This is a genomic window from Phytomonospora endophytica, assembly GCF_014202425.1.
Lineage (GTDB): Bacteria > Actinomycetota > Actinomycetes > Mycobacteriales > Micromonosporaceae > Phytomonospora > Phytomonospora endophytica.
Window position 1 is genome coordinate 528,108 of sequence record NZ_JACHGT010000003.1, and the last position, 18,481, is coordinate 546,588.

An 18,481-nucleotide genomic window follows, 5' to 3' on the forward strand; every position below is an offset into this window, starting at 1 on the left:
CGCCCACTAGATGCCGCTCCCCGCCCGGTTGTGACTGCGAGGCCGGTCACACCGCGCCGGGCGGGCTCAGGAGTCCAGCCCGGCCCAGAAGCCGAGACGGTGCTCTTCGGCGTAGTCGACCGGTGCGATCCCGCCGTCGCCCGGGGCGAGGGACTGGACGGTGCCGTCGTCGCCGAAGGGGGTCCACTGTGGGGCACCGTCGGTGTTCGGGTCGCCGGTGCGTGCGAAGGCCGTCCAGTAGGCGATCATCGTGTCGGACAGTTCGCGCTGGCCGGGACGCAGTTGCCCATCGAAGCCCGGTGAGCGGAAGAGATAGCTGATGTCGGCGTTGTGGTAGGCGCCTGAGGGCAGGTCCTCCGGGAAGGGGAACTCCTCGGGCGGCTCGCGGTCGGCGAACTCGAAGAAGTAGAGCGGCCCGCGCGCGGCGATCAGTGCGTTCTGCCGGTGGATGTTCTTCGCCCACATCCGGTCGGTCATCACCGCGGCGAACGCGAGGCCGGCGTTGCCGTCGTAGTCGGTGAGGGGGTATTCGGCGGCGACGGCTTCGGCGTGTACGCCGAAGGCCTGGCGCAGCGCGGGTTCGTATGCGGTCTCGTTCATCGGATGGCCGCTGAGGGCGCGGATGGCGACGAAGGTGCGGTGCTCGTCGCGGGTCGCTCCGGCCATCACCGGGACGTTCGCGAAGTCGCCCTCGGCGAGCGAGACGGCCGGGTCGACGGGGAGTTCACGGTTGCCGAAGGCGTAGGTCTGGAAGATGTTCATGACCTCGGGGTAGGCGAGGAGTTCCTCGACCTCCTTACCCCGCAGGCATTCCAGGGCCGAGGGTCCTTCGCAACCGAGTTCGGCGGCGACCATGGCGCCGACGTCGCGGTTCTCGGCGGCGGTCTTCCAGCCGAAGTGCTCGATGGCGCCGAGCTGCGGGTAGAGGGCACCGGCGGGGGCGTCCATGGTGGCGAACCCGCTGTGCATGATCGCCTTGTCGAACAGGCCGCGCGAGGCGGGGGCGACCATGTGCGCGGCGGTGGCCGTCGCGCCGAAGGAGACGCCGAAGAGGGTGACATTGGCGGGGTCGCCGCCGAAGGCGCCGATGTTGCCGCGGACCCAGGTCAGGGCCGCTCGCTGGTCTTGGAGGCCCATGGTGCCCGAGTCGGGCAGGTCGGGGTGGCCGTAGGCGCCGAACACGCCCATCCGGTAGTTGAGGGTCACCACGACGACCTCGCCCTGCGCGGCGAGGCGGCGGGCGTCGAAGACGTCACCGGAGCCGATGGAGCCGTTGCCGTGGATCCAGACCATGACCGGCAGCGGGCCTTTCGTGTGCCGCGGGGTGGTCACGTTGAGGAAGAGGCAGTCCTCGTCCAGGCTGCCCTCGCCGCCGTAGGGCGTGGGCAGTTGCGGGCAGGGGCTGCCGGGTTTCGTGGCGTCGCGGACGCCTTTCCAGGTGCCGGGTTCGGCGGGCGGGGCCCAGCGTCGTTCTCCGACGGGTGGGGCGGCGTAGGGGATTCCCTGGAACACCCGGTTGGCGGCCTCGATGGTTCCCCGGACCTTGCCGTAGCCGGTGTCGGCCACCGCCCTGTTCATGCCGTCCCCTTCCGTCGCGTACGCGGTCATTCCGGTCGCGAGCAGCGCCAGCGCCGCCGCGACCGCGATCAGTCGTCGCCTTCTCATGTGGGTTCCCTTCGGGTGGCCAGCTCGACGACGCGCAGGAGTTCCGCGGCGCACGCGGCCGGGTCGAAGCCGGGTTCGGCGGCCACGCGGGCGATGACGCCGTTGCGCAGCGAGAGGATGAAACCGGCCATCACGTCGGTGTCGAAGTCGCGGAAGTCCCCGGAGCGCTGACCGTCGGCGAGGAGTTCGGCGAGTTTCGCGCGGTCGGAGGCGGCCAGGTGGGCGGTGCTTCCGTCGGTGGGCGGGGAGGCCAGTTGCACCCGCAGCATCGCCACGAGGTGCGCGCGGTGGTCGCGCATGAAGTCGAGGCTGGCCGCGAGGAAGGTGCGCAGGCCGCCCGCCGGGGTGCCGTCGTCTCCGCGCGCGAGGACGTAGGCGGTGAAGTCGGCGGTCACGGTGCGGACGACCTCGTCGAGGAGGTCCTGGCGCCCGGCGAAGTGGTAGGAGATCAGGCCGGTGCTGGACAGTTTCGCGCGTTCGGCGATGCGGGTGAAGGAGGCCTTGGCCAGGTCGGCCTCGGCGATCGTGGCGATCGTGGCGGCGACGATCTGGGCCCGGCGTGCCTGTTCGGTGAGCGTCGGGGCGGGCCGCCGAGGTTTTGCTTGCATGAGCTGAATTTAGCACGGTCAAGCAAACTTTATCGCGAAGCAGCTCGATTTCGAATGTCCACGCAGGTCAGGAGAGTTCGGCGCGCACTTCGGCGAGGACGGCGACCGGGTCGGCCGCCCGGGTCACCCCGCGGCCGAGCACGATGTGCGTCGCGCCCGCCCGGACCGTCGCGCCCGGGCCACCCGTCCGGGCGTGCTCGCCCGAGGCTCCCGACACGCTCACGCCCGGCGTCACGATGACCGCCTCGGGCCCGAGCAGTGCCCGCAGCTCGCCCGCCTCACCCGGTGAGGCGACCACGCCGTCGCATCCGCAGTCGCGGGCCAGTGCGGCCAGGCGTTCGACCTGCTCGCCGACGCCCGAGGCGACGCCGACGCTCGCGAGGTCGGCGTCGGTCATGCTCGTGACCACCGTCAGCGCGATGACCTGAAGTCCGGGGAAGTCACGCGCGGCCTCCACGGCGGCCGTCAGGATGCCCGGGCCGCCCGAGGCGTGCACGGTGACCATCGACGCCCCGAGCCGCCCGCACGCGCGCACGGCCCCGGCCACGGAGTTGGGGATCTCGAACAGCTTGAGGTCCATGAAGACCCCGTTGCCGTCCGCGGCCAGACGCCGGGCGAGGCCGGGTCCCGCGGCGGTCAGCAGTTCGAGGCCGATCTTGTAGTGGACGGCGTGCTCGCCGAGCCGGTCCACGAGCGCCTCGGCAGCGCGCTCGTCGTCGAAGTCGAGGGCCACGATGATCGGATCACGGGTGTTCACGCCGACGATTGTGCCCTCACGGCCGCACGACGATCCGGCCCGAGGGCGCCCGTTCGGTGCGGCGGTGGGCCTCGGCGGTCTCGGCGAGGGAGAACTCCCCGGCGATCCGCACCGGCAGACCGCCCACCGCCAGCTCACGGTTGACCACCTCCGCCGCCGCGGCGAGGTCACCGATCGAGGCGTTCGAGATCGCGAAGCCGACGAGGCTCGCGTCCTTCGTGTACAGACCGCCGACAGGCAGCTCCGGCCGCGCGCCCAGCCCGGCCATCACCACTATCCGGCCACCGTGGGCGAGCACCTCGGCGGCCGTGTCCAGATCATGGTGCCCGGAGGTGTCCCAATGCAGATCGAAGCCTCCCGGAGCGGCTTCGGCGAGCAGGCGGGCGAGGCCGGGTTCGCGATAGTCGAAGACCGCCTCGGCGCCCAGGCCCCGGCAACGCTCGTGGTCGGCGGGACTCGCCGTGGCGACGACCCGGGCTCCGGCCGTGCGGGCCAGCCGCACGACGCAGGCGCCGACGTTGCCTCCGGCTCCGCCGACGTAGACGGTCTCGCCGGCGCGCAGACCCGTCCGGCGCAGCCCGAGCGCGGCCGTCGCCGCCGGGTGCAGCGCGGCGGCGGCTTCGGCGGCGTCGACACCGCGTGGGAGCCGGTAGAGCCGGTCGGCCGAGACGACCACGAGGGTCGCGAAACTCCCCTGGCGCCCGGCGTGGCCCATGCTGTTGCACCACACCCGGTCCCCTGCGGTGAACCCGACGACGTCGGGGCCGGTGGACACGATCTCGCCGACCAGGTCGCGGCCGAGCACGAAGGGGAAGGTCATCGGCGTGCGGTAGGCGCCGGAGCGGATGAAGGTGTCGACGGGGTCGACCGCCAGCGCCTCGGGCGCGACGAGCACGTCGGTGGGCCCGAGCCTCGGGACCGGCAGCTCGCCGACCCGGATCGTCTCCGGCTCACCGGTGGCGGTGATGTAGGCGGCGCGTCTCATCCGGACCTCCCTGGGCCGGAAAGATCGACTCGGCCGTTTCGAGGCTACCAAGCCGCGGGCCGCGCCCTAGCCGATCGCGCGGCGAGCCGCGGCGACGAACTCGGCGACGCCCCGGCCGCTGGTCACGTCGCGGGCGAACTCCGGCCGCCGCAGCTCGCCGCCCATGAAGGGGTGCGGGTTGCGGTGGACCATCGGGCTCTCCACGTGCTCCCACACGCCGATGTGGAACTCCCGGGCACCGGTCTGGGCGTGGATCCGGTCGATGTTGCGGGCGGTGACGCCCGCACCGGGCATCACGATGATCCGCTCGCCGGCCGCCTTGACCAGCTCACCGATCAGGGGCGCGCCCTCCAGTGCGAGGGATTCCTGGCCGGAGGTGAGGACGCGGTCGACGCCGAGTTCCACGAGGGTCTCCAGCGCGGCGAAGGGGTCGCGGGCCATGTCGAAGGCGCGGTGGAAGGTGACCGACAGGCCGGGCGCCGCCTCCATCAGCGCGCGGCAGGTGTCGACGTCGACATCGCCCTGGGGGGTCAGCGCGCCGATGACGATCCCGTGCACGCCGGTCCCGGCGAACAGTTCGGTGTCCCGGCGCATCGCCGCGACCTCGTCGGCGTCGAAGACGAAGTCCCCGCCGCGCGCCCGGATGATCGGATGCACGCGGATCGAGGTCACGCGCTCCATCGCGCGCTCGACCGTGCCGAGGGTCGGGGTGAGCCCGCCGTCGAAGAGGGCGGCGCACAGTTCGACCCGGTGCGCGCCTCCCGCCTCGGCGGCCAGGGTGCCGGCGACGCTGTCGACGCAGACCTCGTAGGTGATCACGACTGTCCCTTCACGGTGATGTCGATCCGGCCGACCGGCAGCCCGCCGCCGGTCACGGCGAGCTCGGTCAGTTCACCGAGACCGGGCAGGTCGGCACCCGCCGCGCGGAGTGCGTGGACGGCGACGGCCGTGCCGGCGCGTGGGTTCCCGTCGAGGCACTTGACCGCGACGGCCGTGCCGTCGGGCAGGGCGGCGACGAGGACGCCCTCGGCTCCGCCTTTGACGACGGCACCCGGCGCGAGCTGCGCGAAACGGGTGTTGACGTGCCCTGTTCCGCCCACGTATTCCGGGTGGGCGCGCATGACGGTGGCGACGTCGCCGTCGGCGGTCCCGGCGGGGGCCGCGGCGATCCGCCCGAAGGAGCGGGCGAGTCCGGTGAGGGTGACGGCGGGGCAGGGCGCGCCGCAGCCGTCGGTGACGGTCAGCGGGACCGTCTCGCCCGACAGGCGCTCGACGGTCTCGACGACGAGCCGCTGCATCGGGTGCGCGGGTTCGAGGTAGCCGTCGAGGTCCCAGCCGTTGACGACGCAGGCGGCGAGCATCGCCGCGTGCTTCCCGGAGCAGTTCATGTACACCGGCGCCGGTTCGCCGCCCGCGCGCACGAGGCGGTAGCGGGCGGGCAGGTCCTCGGGGTAGTCGGCGACGTTGCGCAGCGACTCCCGGGGCAGTCCGGCGCGATCGAGGATCGCGTCGACGGCCTCGACGTGGAACTCCTCGCCGGTATGGCTCCCGCAGGCGACGGCCAGGAGCGTGCCGGACAGACCGGCCCCGGCCCGCTGGCTCGCGACCGCCTGGAGCGGTTTGGCCGACGAGCGCGGCAGCATCGTCACGCCGGGATCCCCGGCCGCCCAGACGACCTTCCCGTCGCCGTCGACGACGACCGCGTGGCCCAGGTGGACGCTCTCCACGAAGCCGCCGCGGACCACCTCGGCGATCCGCACGGCCGTCCCGGTGTCCTTCAGCTCGCTCACACCGCACCTCCCTCGATGGTGAGGACGGCGGCGGACTCGCCGCGCAGCCGCCCGGGTACCTCGATCGCGCCCGTCGCGTCGGCCTCGGCCGGTTCGCCGTACCAGCGCAGGCCGGTGCCGGGCAGGTCACCGGGCAACCGCAGCGCGCCCGCGGCCGGGTCGAGCATGATCACGTGCAGTGTGCCGTCCGGCGACGTGGTGTACCGAACCGGGTCCCCGACGGGCTCGGCGTGCCGCCGCCAGGGGCGCGTCCCGTAGACGGCGATGCCGTCGCGGGCGAGCCACTCCCCCAGGCCGCGCAGGCGCTCGACCTGTTCGGGTGGAGCGGATCCGTCGGCGCGCAGGCCGATGTTGAGCAGCAGGTTGCCGTTCTTGGCGACGGTGTCGGCGAGCAGGTGGACGAGGTCGGTCGTGCCGGCGAGGTGGCGGTCGTCCTCGGCGCGGTTGTGGCCGAAGGAGCGGCCGATGCCGCGCGTGGCCTCCCAGACGCCGTGCTGGATGTCCTCTTCGGTGCGGTACTCGCGGGTGCGGTAGCCGAGGTGGGGCACGCCCCAGCGGTCGTTGACGACGCCTTCGGGGACGGTCGCGTAGTAGGCGTCGAAGAGGGCGGCGAGGCCGTAGGGGACGTCGGCGGACTTGGCCGCGTCGGGCCAGTCGATGTCGTTCCAGAGGACGTCGGGGGCGAAGCGTTCGACGAGTTCGGCTGCCTGGTCGAAGCAGTACCGGGCGAAGGCGGGGTCGTTGCGGCGGAAGGTGAACAGCTCGGTGAGCGAGCGGATCGGCGGGAAGTCGGAGACGTGCCAGTCGAGGGCGCCGGAGTAGTAGAGGCCGTATTTGAGTCCGGCCCGGCGAGTGGCGTCGGCGAACTCGGCGACGAGGTCGCGGCCGGGACCGCGGCGGACGCTGTTGAAGCCGGTCGTGGCGGTGTCCCACAGGCAGAAGCCGTCGTGGTGTTTCGCGGTCGGGACGATGTAGCGGGCGCCGCTGTCGGCGAAGAGCCGGACCAGGGCGGCGGGGTCGAAGGCTCCGGTGGTCCAGCCGTCGGCGAAGTCCTCATAGGACGCGCCGACGCCGTAGGCGGCCTCGTGGTGCGCGCGGGTGGGCGAGCCGTCGATGCGGACGGTGTTGGCGTACCACTCGGCGTACTGGTGGTGGCTGAACTCCAGTTCGGTCGGGACGTGGTGTCCCGGTGTGTGCGGGGTCGCCCATGCCGGGACCGAGTAGAGGCCCCAGTGGACGAAGACGCCGAACTTGGCGTCGCGGTACCAGGCGGGCACGTCGCGTTCGGGGTACACCGGCGCGGCATCGCCGAGGTCGGGCCCGGTGCGGCGGTCGAAGAGAAGCAATGGATCCCTTTCGGTGAAGGCGCGCGGCGGGCCTCAGCGGCCGCCGAGCCCGGCGGTGGCGATGCCCTTGACCAGGTGCTTCTGCAGGGCGATGAGCAGCAGGAGCGTGGGCAGGATGGACACGACGGCGGCGGCCATGACCAGGTGCCACTGGTTGCCGTTCTGCCCGAAGAACAGCTGCATGCCCAGGGGCACGGTCCCGCGCTCGCTGACGTCGTTGATCATGATCAGCGGCCACAGGAAGCTGTTCCAGAAGTTGATGAAGGTGAACACCGCGAGCACGCCCAGGGCGGGTTTGGCGATGGGCAGCATGATCCGCAGGAAGATGCGGACCGGTCCGGCGCCGTCGATGCGGGCGGCCTCGTGCAGTTCGTAGGGCACGGCCCGGAAGAACTGCCGCAGCAGGAAGGTCCCGAAGGCGGTGAAGGCCCAGGGGAAGATGAGGGAGGCGTAGCTGTCCACCCAGCCGAGTTCGCGCATGAGCAGGAACATCGGCACGACCAGGACCTCCTGCGGGACCATGAGGGTCGCCAGGAACACCAGGAACAGCGAGTCGCGGCCTTTCCAGCGCAGGGAGGAGAAGGCGTAGGCCGACATCGCCGAGGCGGCCAGCACCACCAGTGTTCCCGCACCGGCCACGAACAGGCCGTTGAGGATGTAGCGGTGGAACGGGACGTAGGTGAACACGTCGGCGAAGTTCTGCCAGCGCACGTCGGAGCCGATCAGCGACGGCGGGCTGGCGAAGGTCTCCCCGGGCGGTTTCAGGGCCGTGGCCACGGCGAAGATCAGCGGGTAGAGGAACAGCAGCGCGACGGCGGCCAGCAGGACGTGCGAGACGATCCGCTTCAGCGTCCGGGCCGGGCGGGCCGGTGCGTCAGTGCTCATAGTGGACCCACTTCTTCTGGCCGACGAACTGAAGCGCCGTGATCAGCAGGATGATCGCGAACAGGATCCAGGCGCCCGAGGCGGCCAGTCCGAGATCGCGCGACTGGAAACCGGCCTGGTAGACGTTCATCACCAGGGTCTCGGTGGAGTTCCCGGGTCCTCCGGCGGTGAGGATGTAGGGCTGGGTGAAGACCTGCATCGAGGTGATCAGGGTCATCGTCGTGGCGAAGAACATCGCCGGGGAGATCAGCGGCAGCTGCACCGACCAGAACTTCCGCAGGCCGGTGGCGCCGTCGAGCTGGGCGGCCTCCAGCACGTTGGAGGGCATCTCGTTGATGGCGGCGGAGAAGACGATGAGGTTGTAGCCGAAGCCCTGCCAGACGCTCATCGCGACCACCGACAGCAGCGCGGTGCGCCCGTCGGCGAGGAAGTTCGGCGCGGAGATCCCGAACAGGCTCTCCAGGTAGTACGCGAAGGTCCCGTCGGGCTGGAGGAGCATCTTCCAGATCACCGCGTTGGCGACCATCGGCGTGATCGCGGGGATGAAGAACAGCACCCGCCACAGCTGCGCGAAGCGCGAGTTGTTGATCCAGAAGGCGAGCCCGAGCGCGACGATCACGTTGAGCGGCACGTACAGGCCGGTGAAGATGAAGGTGTTGCGCAGCGCGACGCCGAAGTTGGGGTCCTCGCCGAAGAGGTATTTGAAGTTGTCGAGGCCGAGGAAGCTCGGTTCACCGAGCATCGGCCAGTGGAACAGGCTCATCACGACGGCCATCGCGACCGGGAACAGTGTGAACAGGCCCAGGCCGACGACGCTGGGGCCGGCGAAGCCGAAGGCGCTCCACTGTTCGGCGCGCCGGCCGGGCCGCTTGCGCCGCGGCGGCTTGCCGCGGCCGGGCGCGGCCGTACTCAAAAGGGGCGTGGTCGCCACGGGTCACCTCGTCGTTGAGGGCGGCGGGCCGGGTGGGGAGACGTGGCCCGGCCCGCCGCGGGGAATCACTGGTTTCGGGCGCCCTGCTGCTGGATCGCGGCGAGCGCGTCGGCCGGTGTCGAGGCTCCGGTGTAGACCTCGATCAGGTAGCGGGCCATGTTCTTGGTGACCTCGTCCCAGTTCTTGGTGGTGAACAGGGGCACGCCGGTGCTCAGGCTGGCGGTGATGGAGTCGACGGCGGCCGAGACGGCCTCGGCGTTGTCGGGGTCCTGGGCGACCAGGAACTCCTTGAACGCGGGCTGCTGCTCGGTGCGGGCCGGGAAGCTGCGGCCCTGGTCGGTGAGGTACTGCGCGGCCTCGGGGCCGGTGAGGATCTGGAGGGCCTGGTAGGCCTCGTCCTTGTAGCCGCAGCTCTTCGAGACGCCGAAGCCGGAGTTGGCGACGTAGGTCTTGGAGCCGCCGACGCCCGCGGGGAGCGGGGCGACGCCGACGTCGAACTTCGCCGAGGAGATGTTGGAGCCGATGTTCCAGGAGCCGTCGACGGCCATCATCGCGTTGCCGTTGACGAACTGGGTCTCGCCCCAGCCGCCGTCGGCGGCGCTGGCCGGGACGCTGCCGACGTCGTCCTTGGCGAGTCCGGCGTACCAGGTGACGGCGTCGATCATCTTCTGCTCGTCGAACTGGAGTTTGACGTCGTCGGTGACGGGTGCGGCGTCGTTGTAGGACAGCAGCAGCGAGAGGGTGTGCAGGTCGGCGAAGGACATGCCGAAGCCGGACTTGCCGCCGGTGGTCAGTTTCTTCGCGGCGGTCTCGAAGTCGGCAATGGTCCAGCCGGCCTTCGGCTCGTCGAGTCCGGCCGCCTTGAAGGCGTCCTTGTTGTAGTAGACGAGCATCGAGGCGAGGTCGAAGGGCATGGCGAGCTGCTTGCCGCCGAGGTTGAGGGCGGCGGTGGAGGCGGGGTCGAAGCCGTCGGCCGGGACGTGCTCGCCGAGGGGTTCGAGGAGGTCGGTGTATCCGGCCAGGCGCAGGCTCTGCATGGAGACGAGGCAGGCCTCCTCGCCGGTGGCGAACTCGGTCTGGAGTTTGGTGAAGTAGTCGTTGAACGGCGCGGTCCGCAGGTTGACCTTGATCTTGGGGTTCGCGTCGGTGACCATCTGCGCGAGGTGGTCCAGCTGGGCCTTCTCGTCTTCGCTGCCGGCCCACATCTCCCAGTCGAGGGTGACGGTGCCGTCCTCGGCCTTGGTGCCACCGGCCGAGTCGGCATCGCCGCCACAGGCGGTGAGGGCGCCCGCGGCCACGGCCACGGCGCCGAGGGCGAGGGCGGCCCTCCTGAGCTTTCGCATCTTGTTCCTCCTGGGGACCTCCGGGCGAAACACCCACCACGGGTAGTAATTTCGGAGGCGAATTAATAAGCTCGGACTGTAGGCCCCCATCGGCCGGGTCGTCAAGACGCAACGGAGAATGAACCTGTGCCAAGCCACCCCCGGTACCGCGAAGACCTCACCCGGACCGAGATCCTCGCCCTCCTCGGAGCCGGTCCGCTCAACCGCTCCGAGATAGCCGCGCGCCTCGGCCTGGGCGCCGCCACCGTCACCGAGCACACCCGCAGACTCGTCGCGCTCGGCTACGTTCGCGAGCTCGCGCCCCAGGTCAGCGGGCCCGGACGGCCGCGCGTGCCACTCGAAGTGGTGGCCGACGCCGCCTACACCCTCGGGCTGCGCGTCCACCCTACGCACGTGGTCGGGGTGCTGGTCCGGCTCGACGGCTCGGAGGTCGAGCGCTTCGAGCTCCCCTTCGATCCCGCGAACGACCCGGTTTCCCAGCTGGCGGACGCCTGCGCCCACGCCTTCGCCGAGAACACCGACGCCGCCGCGCCCGTCTCGCGCATCAGGGGCGTCGGCGTCGCCCTCCCCGGCGTCATCGACCCGTCCACGGGGACCGTCCGCCTCTCCCCCAGGCTCGGCTGGACCGACATGCCGCTCGGGCCGCTGCTCGCCGCACGGCTGCCGGTGCCCGTCCTCATCGACAACGACACGCGTGCCAGCACCACCGCCGAACTGCTCTTCGGCGCCGGCCGGTCACACGACGACTTCCTCGTCCTGGCCATCGGCGACGGCGTCGGCATGGGGATCGTGCTGGGCCGACGGGTCCACCGCGGACCCGACGGCGTCGCCGGGGAGTTCGGGCACGTGCCGGTCGACCCGGCCGGGCCGCCGTGCATGTGCGGCCGGAGGGGCTGCGTCGAGGCCTATGTCGCCGACTACGCCCTGGCCGCCCGCGCCCGCGAGCTGGGGTTGACCGAGGAGACGCTGACCGTCGACGGGCTGCGCGACGCCGCCGGGGATCCCGGGATGGCGAAACTGCTGGCCGAGACCGGCGCGATCCTCGGGCGGGCCGTCGCGGGCGTCGTGAACGTGCTGGCCGTGCGCGCGCTGACCGTGATCGGCGAGAGCCACGTGCTGTGGCCCCATCTGGAGCCGGGGTTCACCGAGGCCGTCGCCGCCGGCGTCGTCGCCTTCCCCGACCTGGACGTGCGGGTCCGGCCGTGGGACGACAGCGCCCACGCGCGGGGCGCGGCGAGCCTGGTGCTGGCGGCGAGCATCGCCTCGTAGACACCGGCCTGTCGCATGACGATGGCATCCTGTCGGCATGGAGCCGTTCCGGATCGAGGTCCCCGAAGCCGTGCTCGACGACCTGCGCCACCGTCTCGCGGCGGCGCGAATACCCGAGCGAACGCCGGGCGAGCCGTGGTCGGCGGGTACGGATCCGGACTACCTGCGCGAACTCGTCGAGTACTGGGCCGAGGGCTTCGACTGGCGCGCCACCGAGGAGTGGCTGGCGGGTTTCCCGCAGTTCCTGGCCGACGTCGGCGGGCAGACGGTGCACTTCGCGCACGTCCGCGGCGTCGGCGTGCCCGGTGGCCCGCCGCCGCTGCCACTCGTCGTCACGCACGGGTGGCCGTACTCCTTCGCGGACATGCTGCCGATCGTGCCCCTGCTGACCGACCCGGGAGCGCACGGTGGGGATCCGGCCGACGCCTTCGACGTCGTCGTGCCCTCCCTGCCCGGTTACGGGTGGTCCTCGGCGCCGGAGGGGCCGGTGATCGGCCCGGCGACCGCCGACGTGTGGGCCGGGCTGATGGCGATGCTCGGGTACGAGCGTTTCGGGACCTACGGCGAGGACGTCGGCGCGGGGGTGAGCGACTGGCTCGCCGCCCGGCACGCCGAGCGCGTCATCGGGATCCATGCCGCCCATCCGGCGTACCCGCCCGAGGAGCGCAAAGGCGATCTGACCGGGGAGGAGCGGGCCTTCCTGGACTGGCTCGCCGCCCGCTGGGACCGGGGCGAGGGCTACAGCGCGATCCAGTCGACCCGGCCGGACACCCTCGCGGCGGCCCTGCTCGACTCGCCCTCGGGCCTGGCCGCGTGGCTCGCGGAGAAGTTCCGCGCCTGGAGCGACGGCGACCGCTTCACCTACGACGACATCCTCACCACCGTGACGCTCTACTGGGTCACGGGCACGATCGGGACCTCGTTCCGGGCCTACCACGACGACCGTTTCGAACCGGCCCTCCCGGTCATCACCGTCCCGGCGGGGATCACGGTGAGCAGGGCCGACCTCGGGATGCCGCGTTCACTGGCCGAGCGGACCTATGCCGACATCCGCTTCTGGAACGACCTGCCGCGGGGCGGTCACTTCGTCGCCAAGGAGGAGCCGGAGCTCGTCGCGGCGGACGTGCGGGAGTTCTTCCGCGGGCTGCGGTAGCGGCGGCGAACGCCGGCCGGCCGGGGCACCTGTGCGCCCCGGCCGCGTCGCGGCGCCAGCCCTCACGGATCGACGCGTCTCAGGCGGGGAAGACCTCGTCGCCCTTGATCTTCACCGGCACCTCGGTGAGGCCCGAGGTGGCGGGTCCCTTGCTGAGGGAGCCGTCGGCGGCCTTGAACTCCGAGCCGTGGGACGGGCAGGTGATGGTCCCGTCCTGCGGAGCCGGAAGCTGAACACCCTTGTGGGGACAGGTGCGGTTGAAGGCGACGACCTTGCCGTCCTCGGGCTGCACGAGCACGAGGTTCCCGGCGACGAGTCCGCCGCCGACGGGGATCTCGGCGAGCTTGGCCAGCGCGCCCTCGCTCGGCGGGTCGCCGCCGTCGGTGGACGGGCTGCTCTCGCCGTTTCCGGCGGGGGTGTCGGCGCCGGTGGGCGGCGGGGCGTCGGTCTCGGAGCCGCAGGCGGCGAGCACGGCCACGGCGGACACGCCGAAGGCGCCGCAGAGCACGCCGCGCCGGGAGGAGCGGACGACCTCGGTGGCGAGTTGCACCGCCGAGGCGGACTGGACCGGCATTGCCTCTTTGAGTTCGTTCACGTTGTTTCCCGTCTGGATAGCCGGATCGAAACGCTTCGCCCGGCCGAGGCGTGCCGGGACGTTCCCAGCCCGTCACGGCCCGCGGCCGGGCGCCGCTCCCCAGCACTACGGCCACGACGCGAAAAAGGTTCAATCTTTTCCCGGTTAGGCTCGGATCCGCCCCGGGAGCGCCGAGTGACGTGCGCGACGGCTTGAACGCTTCGGCGCCCGTCACCGTAGTAACCGGCATGGAGATCGCGGCCGCGGCGTGCGGCCCGGGCGGATTCCCCTGGACGAGGACCCACGGCATGGACAAAGACGGCACGCCCGAGCGCGGCGGCGGACTCGCCGGCGCCGCCACACCCGACGAGGAACGCCTCGCGCGGGCGCTGTACGCCGAACACTCCGACGCGCTGTGGCGTTACGCGCTGCGTCTGACCCGCGGTGACGAGCAGCGCGCCCAAGACGCCGTGCAGGAGACGCTGCTGCGGGCGTGGCGCCATCCGCGGGTGCTGTCGGTCAGCACCGAACACGCCCGCCGCTGGCTGTTCACGACCGTGCGGCAACGGGTGATCGACGACTGGCGCGCCGGTCGCGTCCGCCCCGAGGTCGTCACCGACAACATCCCCGAACACCAGGTCGCCGACCACGTCGACACCGCGATACAGGGCCTTCTGGTCACCGAGGCGCTCCGCAAGCTCACCACCGCCCACCGCGAGGTGCTCGTCGAGTGCTTCTACGGCGGCCGCAGCGTCGGCGAGGCGGCCACCCGTCTCGGCGTGCCGCAGGGCACCGTCAAATCCCGCCTCCACTACGCGCTGCGCGCACTGAAACTCGCCTTGGAAGAGGCCGGAGTGGTCACCGAGGAGTCCCGATGACCTGTCAGCACCATCACGACGGGGCCGCCTACGTGCTCGGGGCCCTCGATCCCGCCGACCGCACGGCCTTCGAGGCCCATCTACCGCACTGCGCCGAATGCACCGGGACCGTCCGCGGTCTCGCGCAACTGCCGGGCGTGCTCGCCCACGCGCCCATCGAGAACCTCCTCGCCGCGGCCGGCCCACCGCCGCCCGAGGACACCCTGCCCGTGCTGATCCACCGCGTCCGCGTCGACCGCCGCCAGCGCAAGTGGCGCACGGCGCTGGTCGGGGCCGCCGCGGCGGTGCTCCTCGCGGCCGGTTCGCTCGGGACGGCCGAGCTGCTGCGGACCGATCCCCCGCAGGCGCCGGTGGTGGCGCAGCCGGAGTCCATCGACGTGCGGTTCGCCGCCGCCGAGGGCTTCGACGTGTGGGGCGACGCCGCTCTGACCCGCCTGCCGGGCGGGACGCAGATACGCATCGACTGCGCCTACACCGTCGGGAAGGACTCCTACCTCGGTGGCCTGCCGTACCGGCTCGTGGTCACCAACGACAAGGGCGACGAGGACATGGCCGGCAGCTGGCACGCCAAGGACGGCCTGTCGGAGGGCATCCTGCTGTTCACGCGCTGGGCGCCGGAGAACATCAGCGCGATGGAGATCCAGGACCTCGACGGGAAGGTCATCCTGCACTGGACGCGATGAGGTCTTTCCCGCTTTGAACCATCCGGGCGACCTCGCCGTAGTCATGATGGGGTGGGCGAAACCCGCCGCCCGGTCGATGACCAACGGAAGGCGATGCCGGTATGCCCACGGAGTTCCTCGGACTGCCCCTGCACCCCCTGGCGGTGCACCTGCCGGTCGTGTTCGTGCCGCTGCTGGCCCTGTTCACCGCCGGGTACGTGCTCGTGCCCCGGATCCGCCGCAACATCGGCTGGTGGGTCGTGCTGCTGTCGGTGATCGCGCCCGTGGTCTCCTTCGCGGCCAAGCTCAGCGGCCAGAACCTCGCCGAGCAGAAGCTCACCGAACTCCGCGAGTCGCCCGAGGCCGCGCGGGCCGCCGCCGACAGTTTCAACAACCACTCCCAGTACGGCGACGTCCTCGTCTGGCTGGTCCTGGCCCTCGCGATCGGCGCCCTCGTCTACGCCGGACTGGCCAGCCGCCGCCTCGACGCCTTCGCCAAGGCGCGCTCGATCGGCCGGGCGAGCGCCTGGCTGAGCGAGGGCGAGGAGCCCGGTTCGGGACGCAAGGCGTTCCTGGCGGTGCTCGGCGTCGTGCTGATCGCCCTGGCGCTGGCCTCGCTGTTCTACGTGTTCCGGGCCGGGCACACCGGCGCGGAGATGCTCTGGGGTTAGCGGCCCGCCGACCGCGCCCTCCCACCATCGCGGCTCCGGGCGCGGTACGTTCGCAGGCCCCTCGACTTCCAGGAGCCTTCGATGCAGGTCATCAGCACCCTCTTACCCATCGCCCTCGGCATCGTCATGCTGGGGCTCGGGCTGAGTCTCACCGTCGCCGACTTCAAACGCGTCGCCGTCTATCCCCGTGCGACGCTGGTCGCGCTGCTCTGCCAGGTCCTGCTGCTCCCGGCGGCGTGTTTCGGGCTGATCCTGCTCTTCGATCCGCCGCCGGCGCTCGCGGTCGGGATGATGCTGCTGGCCGCCTCGCCGGGTGGTTCGACGGCCAACCTGTTCAGCCACCTCTTCGGCGGCGACGTCGCCCTCAACGTCACGCTCACCGCGGTCAACTCGGTCCTGGCCGTGGTCACGCTGCCGCTGGTGGTCAATTTCTCGCTCGACTACTTCATGTCGGCCGAAGGGGCCGTGGGGCTCCAGTTCGACAAGAGCCTCCAGGTCTTCGCGATCATCCTCATCCCCGTCGCCCTCGGCATGTTCCTGCGGCACCGCTACCCCGGTTTCGCCGACCGGATGGCCAAGCCCGTGCGGATCACGTCGATCGTGGTGCTGGTTCTGGCCCTGGCCGCGGCGGTCTTCCAGGAGTTCGAGCACATCGGCGAGTACATCGTCGCGATCGGCGCCGTCACGCTGTTGTTCAACGTGCTGAGCCTGGCCGTGGGCTACTGGGCGCCGAGGCTGACGCGGGTCGGGCGGGAGCAGTCGATCGCGACGTGCATGGAGATCGGGATCCACAACGGGACCCTCGCCATCGCGATCGCGCTGAGCCCGACGCTGCTGAACGACTCGCGGATGGCCGTTCCGGCGCTCACCTACGGGCTGTGGATGTTCCTCACCGCCACCGCGGCGGGCTTCCTGCTGCGGAGGGGAAGCCGGGACGAGACCGACTCCCCCTCCGCGACGGCCGTCAGTTGAAAGGCGGTCCGGTGAGGTTGTAGGTGTAGATCACCGCCGCGAAGGCCAGGCCGGACAGCGCCAGGACCGCATAGGCGATCCGGCCGGCCGGGCGCCACCAGCCGCGCCACCAGGCGGCGACCGCCGCGACGGCGACGGCCAGGGCGCCGACCACGGTGAGGGTCGCCAGGATCATCAGTCCATAGAGGACCGGTGTGCCGAGCGTGACCATCTCGATGGCGGCGCTCTGGTCGGACAGGAGCATGACGACGCCGGTGACGAGGCCGACGCTCAGCACGGCGGTGATCCAGCCGGTGAGTCCGGCGTAGCGGGCGACGCGCGGGCTCGCCGCCCGCTTGCGTCCGGCCAGCGCGGCCACGGGGATCGCGATGACCCCGACGAGGAGCAGCGCGACGGCGGCGAGGAGCACCTGGAAGTGCAAGGTGGGCAGCTCGTACCAGGCGATCTTGAGGTAGACCTGGTTCTGGCCGCGCCATTCGGTCAGGACGCCGTCGTCGCTGATGGCGAGGGTGCCGTGGCCGTCGATCTCCTGGAAGAAGCCGTGCTCGGTCTGTACCCAGACCTGGGTGTCTGCGTCGGGGTTCGACGACAGGGTCCGGTCGCTGGTGGTGATGGTGCCGTCATCGTTGGCGGTCACGGTGACGACGGACTGGGTGAGGGCCCGGGCCCGCAGGATCCCGTCGGTGGACAGGCGCGAGGTCTGGTAGCTGCCCTCGTAGCCGCTCACGTCCCCGCCGATGCCCCGGGGCGCCGTGGCCGGGGGCGCCTGCGGGAAGTACTCGTCGAGGACGGCGTCGATCAGGGCGCCTCCGTCGAAGTCGTCGTTCCCGTCGCCGTTGACGGTGACGAAGACGCCGATGCCCTGGTCGGGCAGCAGGGACATGTCGTTGTGGTAGCCCGTTCCGTCGCCGCCTTTGAAGATCACGCGCTGGCCGTTGCGCGGGCGCTCCTCGTAGATGTAGCCCATGCCGGGCATGCGCGGGTCCTGGGCGTAGTGCCGAGCCATCATGCGTTCGGGGATTCCCGCGCCGAGGACCGAGGCGCCGGAGAGCTGGTCGAGCATGAAGCGGCCCATGTCGGCGGCCGTGGTGACCTGGCCGGGGCCGGTCGGCGACCAGGGGTTGTAGTCCCCCGCGGTCTCGCTCTGGCCGTCACCGGACGGCCGGTAACCGGTCGCGAGGTTCTCGTCGACGGCCGCCGGGTGGGGCTGCGACGCGGTCGCGCCGGTCATGCCGAGGGGCGCGTAGATGTTCTCGTTGATGTAGCGGTCGTAGGGCACGCCGGCGACGAGTTCGACGATGTGCCCGGCGAGCGCGACGCCGTAGTTGTCGTAGGCGAGGACGGTGCCGGGTTCGCGGATCCGCTCGGGGACCTCGGTGAGGCTTTCGCCGAGGCTCGGCAGCTCCTCGGCCGTGGTGGCGGCGATGCCGAGCATGCCCGCGTCGGGGTCGAAGCCCGCGGTGTGGGTGAGCAGGTGCTCCAGGGTGACCGGTTTCCCGGGGTAGGTGTCGGGGACCTCGACGTCGGTCAGGTATTCGTTGACGTCGGTGTTCAGGTCGAGCCTTCCCTGATCGGCGAGCTGGAGGACGGCCGCGGCGGTGAAGAGTTTGGCCGTGGAGGCGGTGTAGAAGCCGGTGGTGGCCGGGTCGACAGGCGCCCCCGCGGCGATGTCGGCCAGGCCGTAGCCCGCGGTGTAGGCGACCTGTCCACCGGCGACGATCGTGACGGCGGCGCCGGGGACGTCGCCGTCGGCGAGCTGCTGGTTCATGACGCGGTCGGTCAGTTCGGCGAGGCCGGGGAGGTCGGGCGTCTCGGCGTGCGCCGGGGCGGTGGTCCCGGCGAGTGCCGCGACGGTGGCGGCCATCGCGACGAGGATCGCCGTGGCCGTCTTGAGTAGTGGGGTTCGGGTCGTCATGCAGTGAGAATGGCGTGATCGTCAGGTCGGAACACTGGGTTCACGACCCCTCTTGGCCGGGACCTAGGCCTACCGGC

Annotated in this window: 18 protein-coding genes; 6 read left to right on the forward strand and 12 right to left on the reverse strand. The window is 71.4% G+C overall.

The window, feature by feature from the left end; all coding sequences use genetic code 11:
- Positions 1 to 66: 66 nt before the first annotated feature.
- The 10 genes from HNR73_RS08780 to HNR73_RS08825 all read right to left on the reverse strand — a co-directional run bounded on the left by HNR73_RS08780 (position 67) and on the right by HNR73_RS08825 (position 10,310).
- Complete coding sequence (locus tag HNR73_RS08780) at positions 67 to 1,665, reverse strand: carboxylesterase/lipase family protein (protein ID WP_184786792.1); 1,599 nt, start codon at positions 1,663 to 1,665, stop codon at positions 67 to 69.
- A complete protein-coding gene (locus HNR73_RS08785; protein WP_184786793.1) occupies positions 1,662 to 2,273 on the reverse strand; it encodes a TetR/AcrR family transcriptional regulator in 612 nt (203 codons plus the stop codon). Before HNR73_RS08785 ends, HNR73_RS08780 begins: the two co-directional genes overlap by 4 nt.
- A gap of 67 nt (positions 2,274 to 2,340) precedes the next feature.
- Complete coding sequence (pyrF, locus tag HNR73_RS08790; RefSeq protein ID WP_184786794.1) at positions 2,341 to 3,030, reverse strand: orotidine-5'-phosphate decarboxylase; 690 nt, start codon at positions 3,028 to 3,030, stop codon at positions 2,341 to 2,343.
- A gap of 16 nt (positions 3,031 to 3,046) precedes the next feature.
- The gene (locus tag HNR73_RS08795) at positions 3,047 to 4,015 is read right to left on the reverse strand and encodes an NADPH:quinone reductase (RefSeq protein ID WP_184786795.1); all 969 of its coding nucleotides are present in this window, start codon (positions 4,013 to 4,015) and stop codon (positions 3,047 to 3,049) included.
- Positions 4,016 to 4,081: 66 nt separating this feature from the next.
- Positions 4,082 to 4,834: a copper homeostasis protein CutC gene (locus HNR73_RS08800; protein WP_184786796.1), complete on the reverse strand. Its 753-nt coding sequence runs from the start codon at positions 4,832 to 4,834 to the stop codon at positions 4,082 to 4,084.
- A complete protein-coding gene (locus HNR73_RS08805) occupies positions 4,831 to 5,805 on the reverse strand; it encodes an asparaginase (RefSeq protein WP_184786797.1) in 975 nt (324 codons plus the stop codon). Before HNR73_RS08805 ends, HNR73_RS08800 begins: the two co-directional genes overlap by 4 nt.
- A complete protein-coding gene (locus HNR73_RS08810) occupies positions 5,802 to 7,151 on the reverse strand; it encodes an alpha-L-fucosidase (RefSeq protein ID WP_184786798.1) in 1,350 nt (449 codons plus the stop codon). Before HNR73_RS08810 ends, HNR73_RS08805 begins: the two co-directional genes overlap by 4 nt.
- Positions 7,152 to 7,184: 33 nt before the next feature.
- The gene (locus HNR73_RS08815; RefSeq protein WP_184786799.1) at positions 7,185 to 8,036 is read right to left on the reverse strand and encodes a carbohydrate ABC transporter permease; all 852 of its coding nucleotides are present in this window, start codon (positions 8,034 to 8,036) and stop codon (positions 7,185 to 7,187) included.
- Positions 8,026 to 8,967: a carbohydrate ABC transporter permease gene (locus HNR73_RS08820; protein WP_203685793.1), complete on the reverse strand. Its 942-nt coding sequence runs from the start codon at positions 8,965 to 8,967 to the stop codon at positions 8,026 to 8,028. The genes HNR73_RS08815 and HNR73_RS08820 overlap by 11 nt, the downstream gene beginning before the upstream one ends.
- A 65-nt stretch (positions 8,968 to 9,032) precedes the next feature.
- Positions 9,033 to 10,310 carry an ABC transporter substrate-binding protein gene (locus HNR73_RS08825; RefSeq protein ID WP_184786800.1) on the reverse strand — a complete coding sequence of 426 codons (1,278 nt, stop codon included), beginning with the start codon at positions 10,308 to 10,310 and terminating at the stop codon, positions 9,033 to 9,035.
- A gap of 126 nt (positions 10,311 to 10,436) precedes the next feature.
- On the opposite strand from HNR73_RS08825, the gene HNR73_RS08830 reads away from it, so the two are divergent.
- Together HNR73_RS08830 and HNR73_RS08835 are read left to right on the forward strand one after the other, a co-directional pair.
- Positions 10,437 to 11,579, forward strand: a complete 1,143-nt coding sequence (locus HNR73_RS08830) for an ROK family transcriptional regulator (protein WP_184786801.1) — start codon at positions 10,437 to 10,439, stop codon at positions 11,577 to 11,579.
- Positions 11,580 to 11,616: 37 nt separating this feature from the next.
- Entirely contained in the window at positions 11,617 to 12,732 is a 1,116-nt protein-coding gene (locus HNR73_RS08835; RefSeq protein ID WP_184786802.1) for an epoxide hydrolase family protein, read from the forward strand.
- A gap of 79 nt (positions 12,733 to 12,811) precedes the next feature.
- Here HNR73_RS08835 and HNR73_RS08840 read toward each other — a convergent pair whose 3' ends face one another.
- Positions 12,812 to 13,327: a Rieske (2Fe-2S) protein gene (locus HNR73_RS08840; RefSeq protein ID WP_184786803.1), complete on the reverse strand. Its 516-nt coding sequence runs from the start codon at positions 13,325 to 13,327 to the stop codon at positions 12,812 to 12,814.
- 287 nt (positions 13,328 to 13,614) lie between these two features.
- On the opposite strand from HNR73_RS08840, the gene HNR73_RS08845 reads away from it, so the two are divergent.
- The 4 genes from HNR73_RS08845 to HNR73_RS08860 all read left to right on the forward strand — a co-directional run bounded on the left by HNR73_RS08845 (position 13,615) and on the right by HNR73_RS08860 (position 16,489).
- The gene (locus tag HNR73_RS08845; RefSeq protein ID WP_184786804.1) at positions 13,615 to 14,184 is read left to right on the forward strand and encodes a sigma-70 family RNA polymerase sigma factor; all 570 of its coding nucleotides are present in this window, start codon (positions 13,615 to 13,617) and stop codon (positions 14,182 to 14,184) included.
- On the forward strand, positions 14,181 to 14,867 hold the full coding sequence (locus tag HNR73_RS08850) for an anti-sigma factor family protein (RefSeq protein ID WP_184786805.1): 687 nt from the start codon (positions 14,181 to 14,183) through the stop codon (positions 14,865 to 14,867). The genes HNR73_RS08845 and HNR73_RS08850 overlap by 4 nt, the downstream gene beginning before the upstream one ends.
- A 101-nt stretch (positions 14,868 to 14,968) precedes the next feature.
- Positions 14,969 to 15,517 carry a DUF2231 domain-containing protein gene (locus HNR73_RS08855; RefSeq protein ID WP_184786806.1) on the forward strand — a complete coding sequence of 183 codons (549 nt, stop codon included), beginning with the start codon at positions 14,969 to 14,971 and terminating at the stop codon, positions 15,515 to 15,517.
- An 81-nt stretch (positions 15,518 to 15,598) separates the two neighbouring features.
- Positions 15,599 to 16,489: a bile acid:sodium symporter family protein gene (locus HNR73_RS08860; protein ID WP_184786807.1), complete on the forward strand. Its 891-nt coding sequence runs from the start codon at positions 15,599 to 15,601 to the stop codon at positions 16,487 to 16,489.
- Here HNR73_RS08860 and HNR73_RS08865 read toward each other — a convergent pair.
- Positions 16,482 to 18,404: a serine hydrolase domain-containing protein gene (locus HNR73_RS08865; protein ID WP_184786808.1), complete on the reverse strand. Its 1,923-nt coding sequence runs from the start codon at positions 18,402 to 18,404 to the stop codon at positions 16,482 to 16,484. The genes HNR73_RS08860 and HNR73_RS08865 overlap by 8 nt on opposite strands.
- Positions 18,405 to 18,481: the final 77 nt, after the last annotated feature.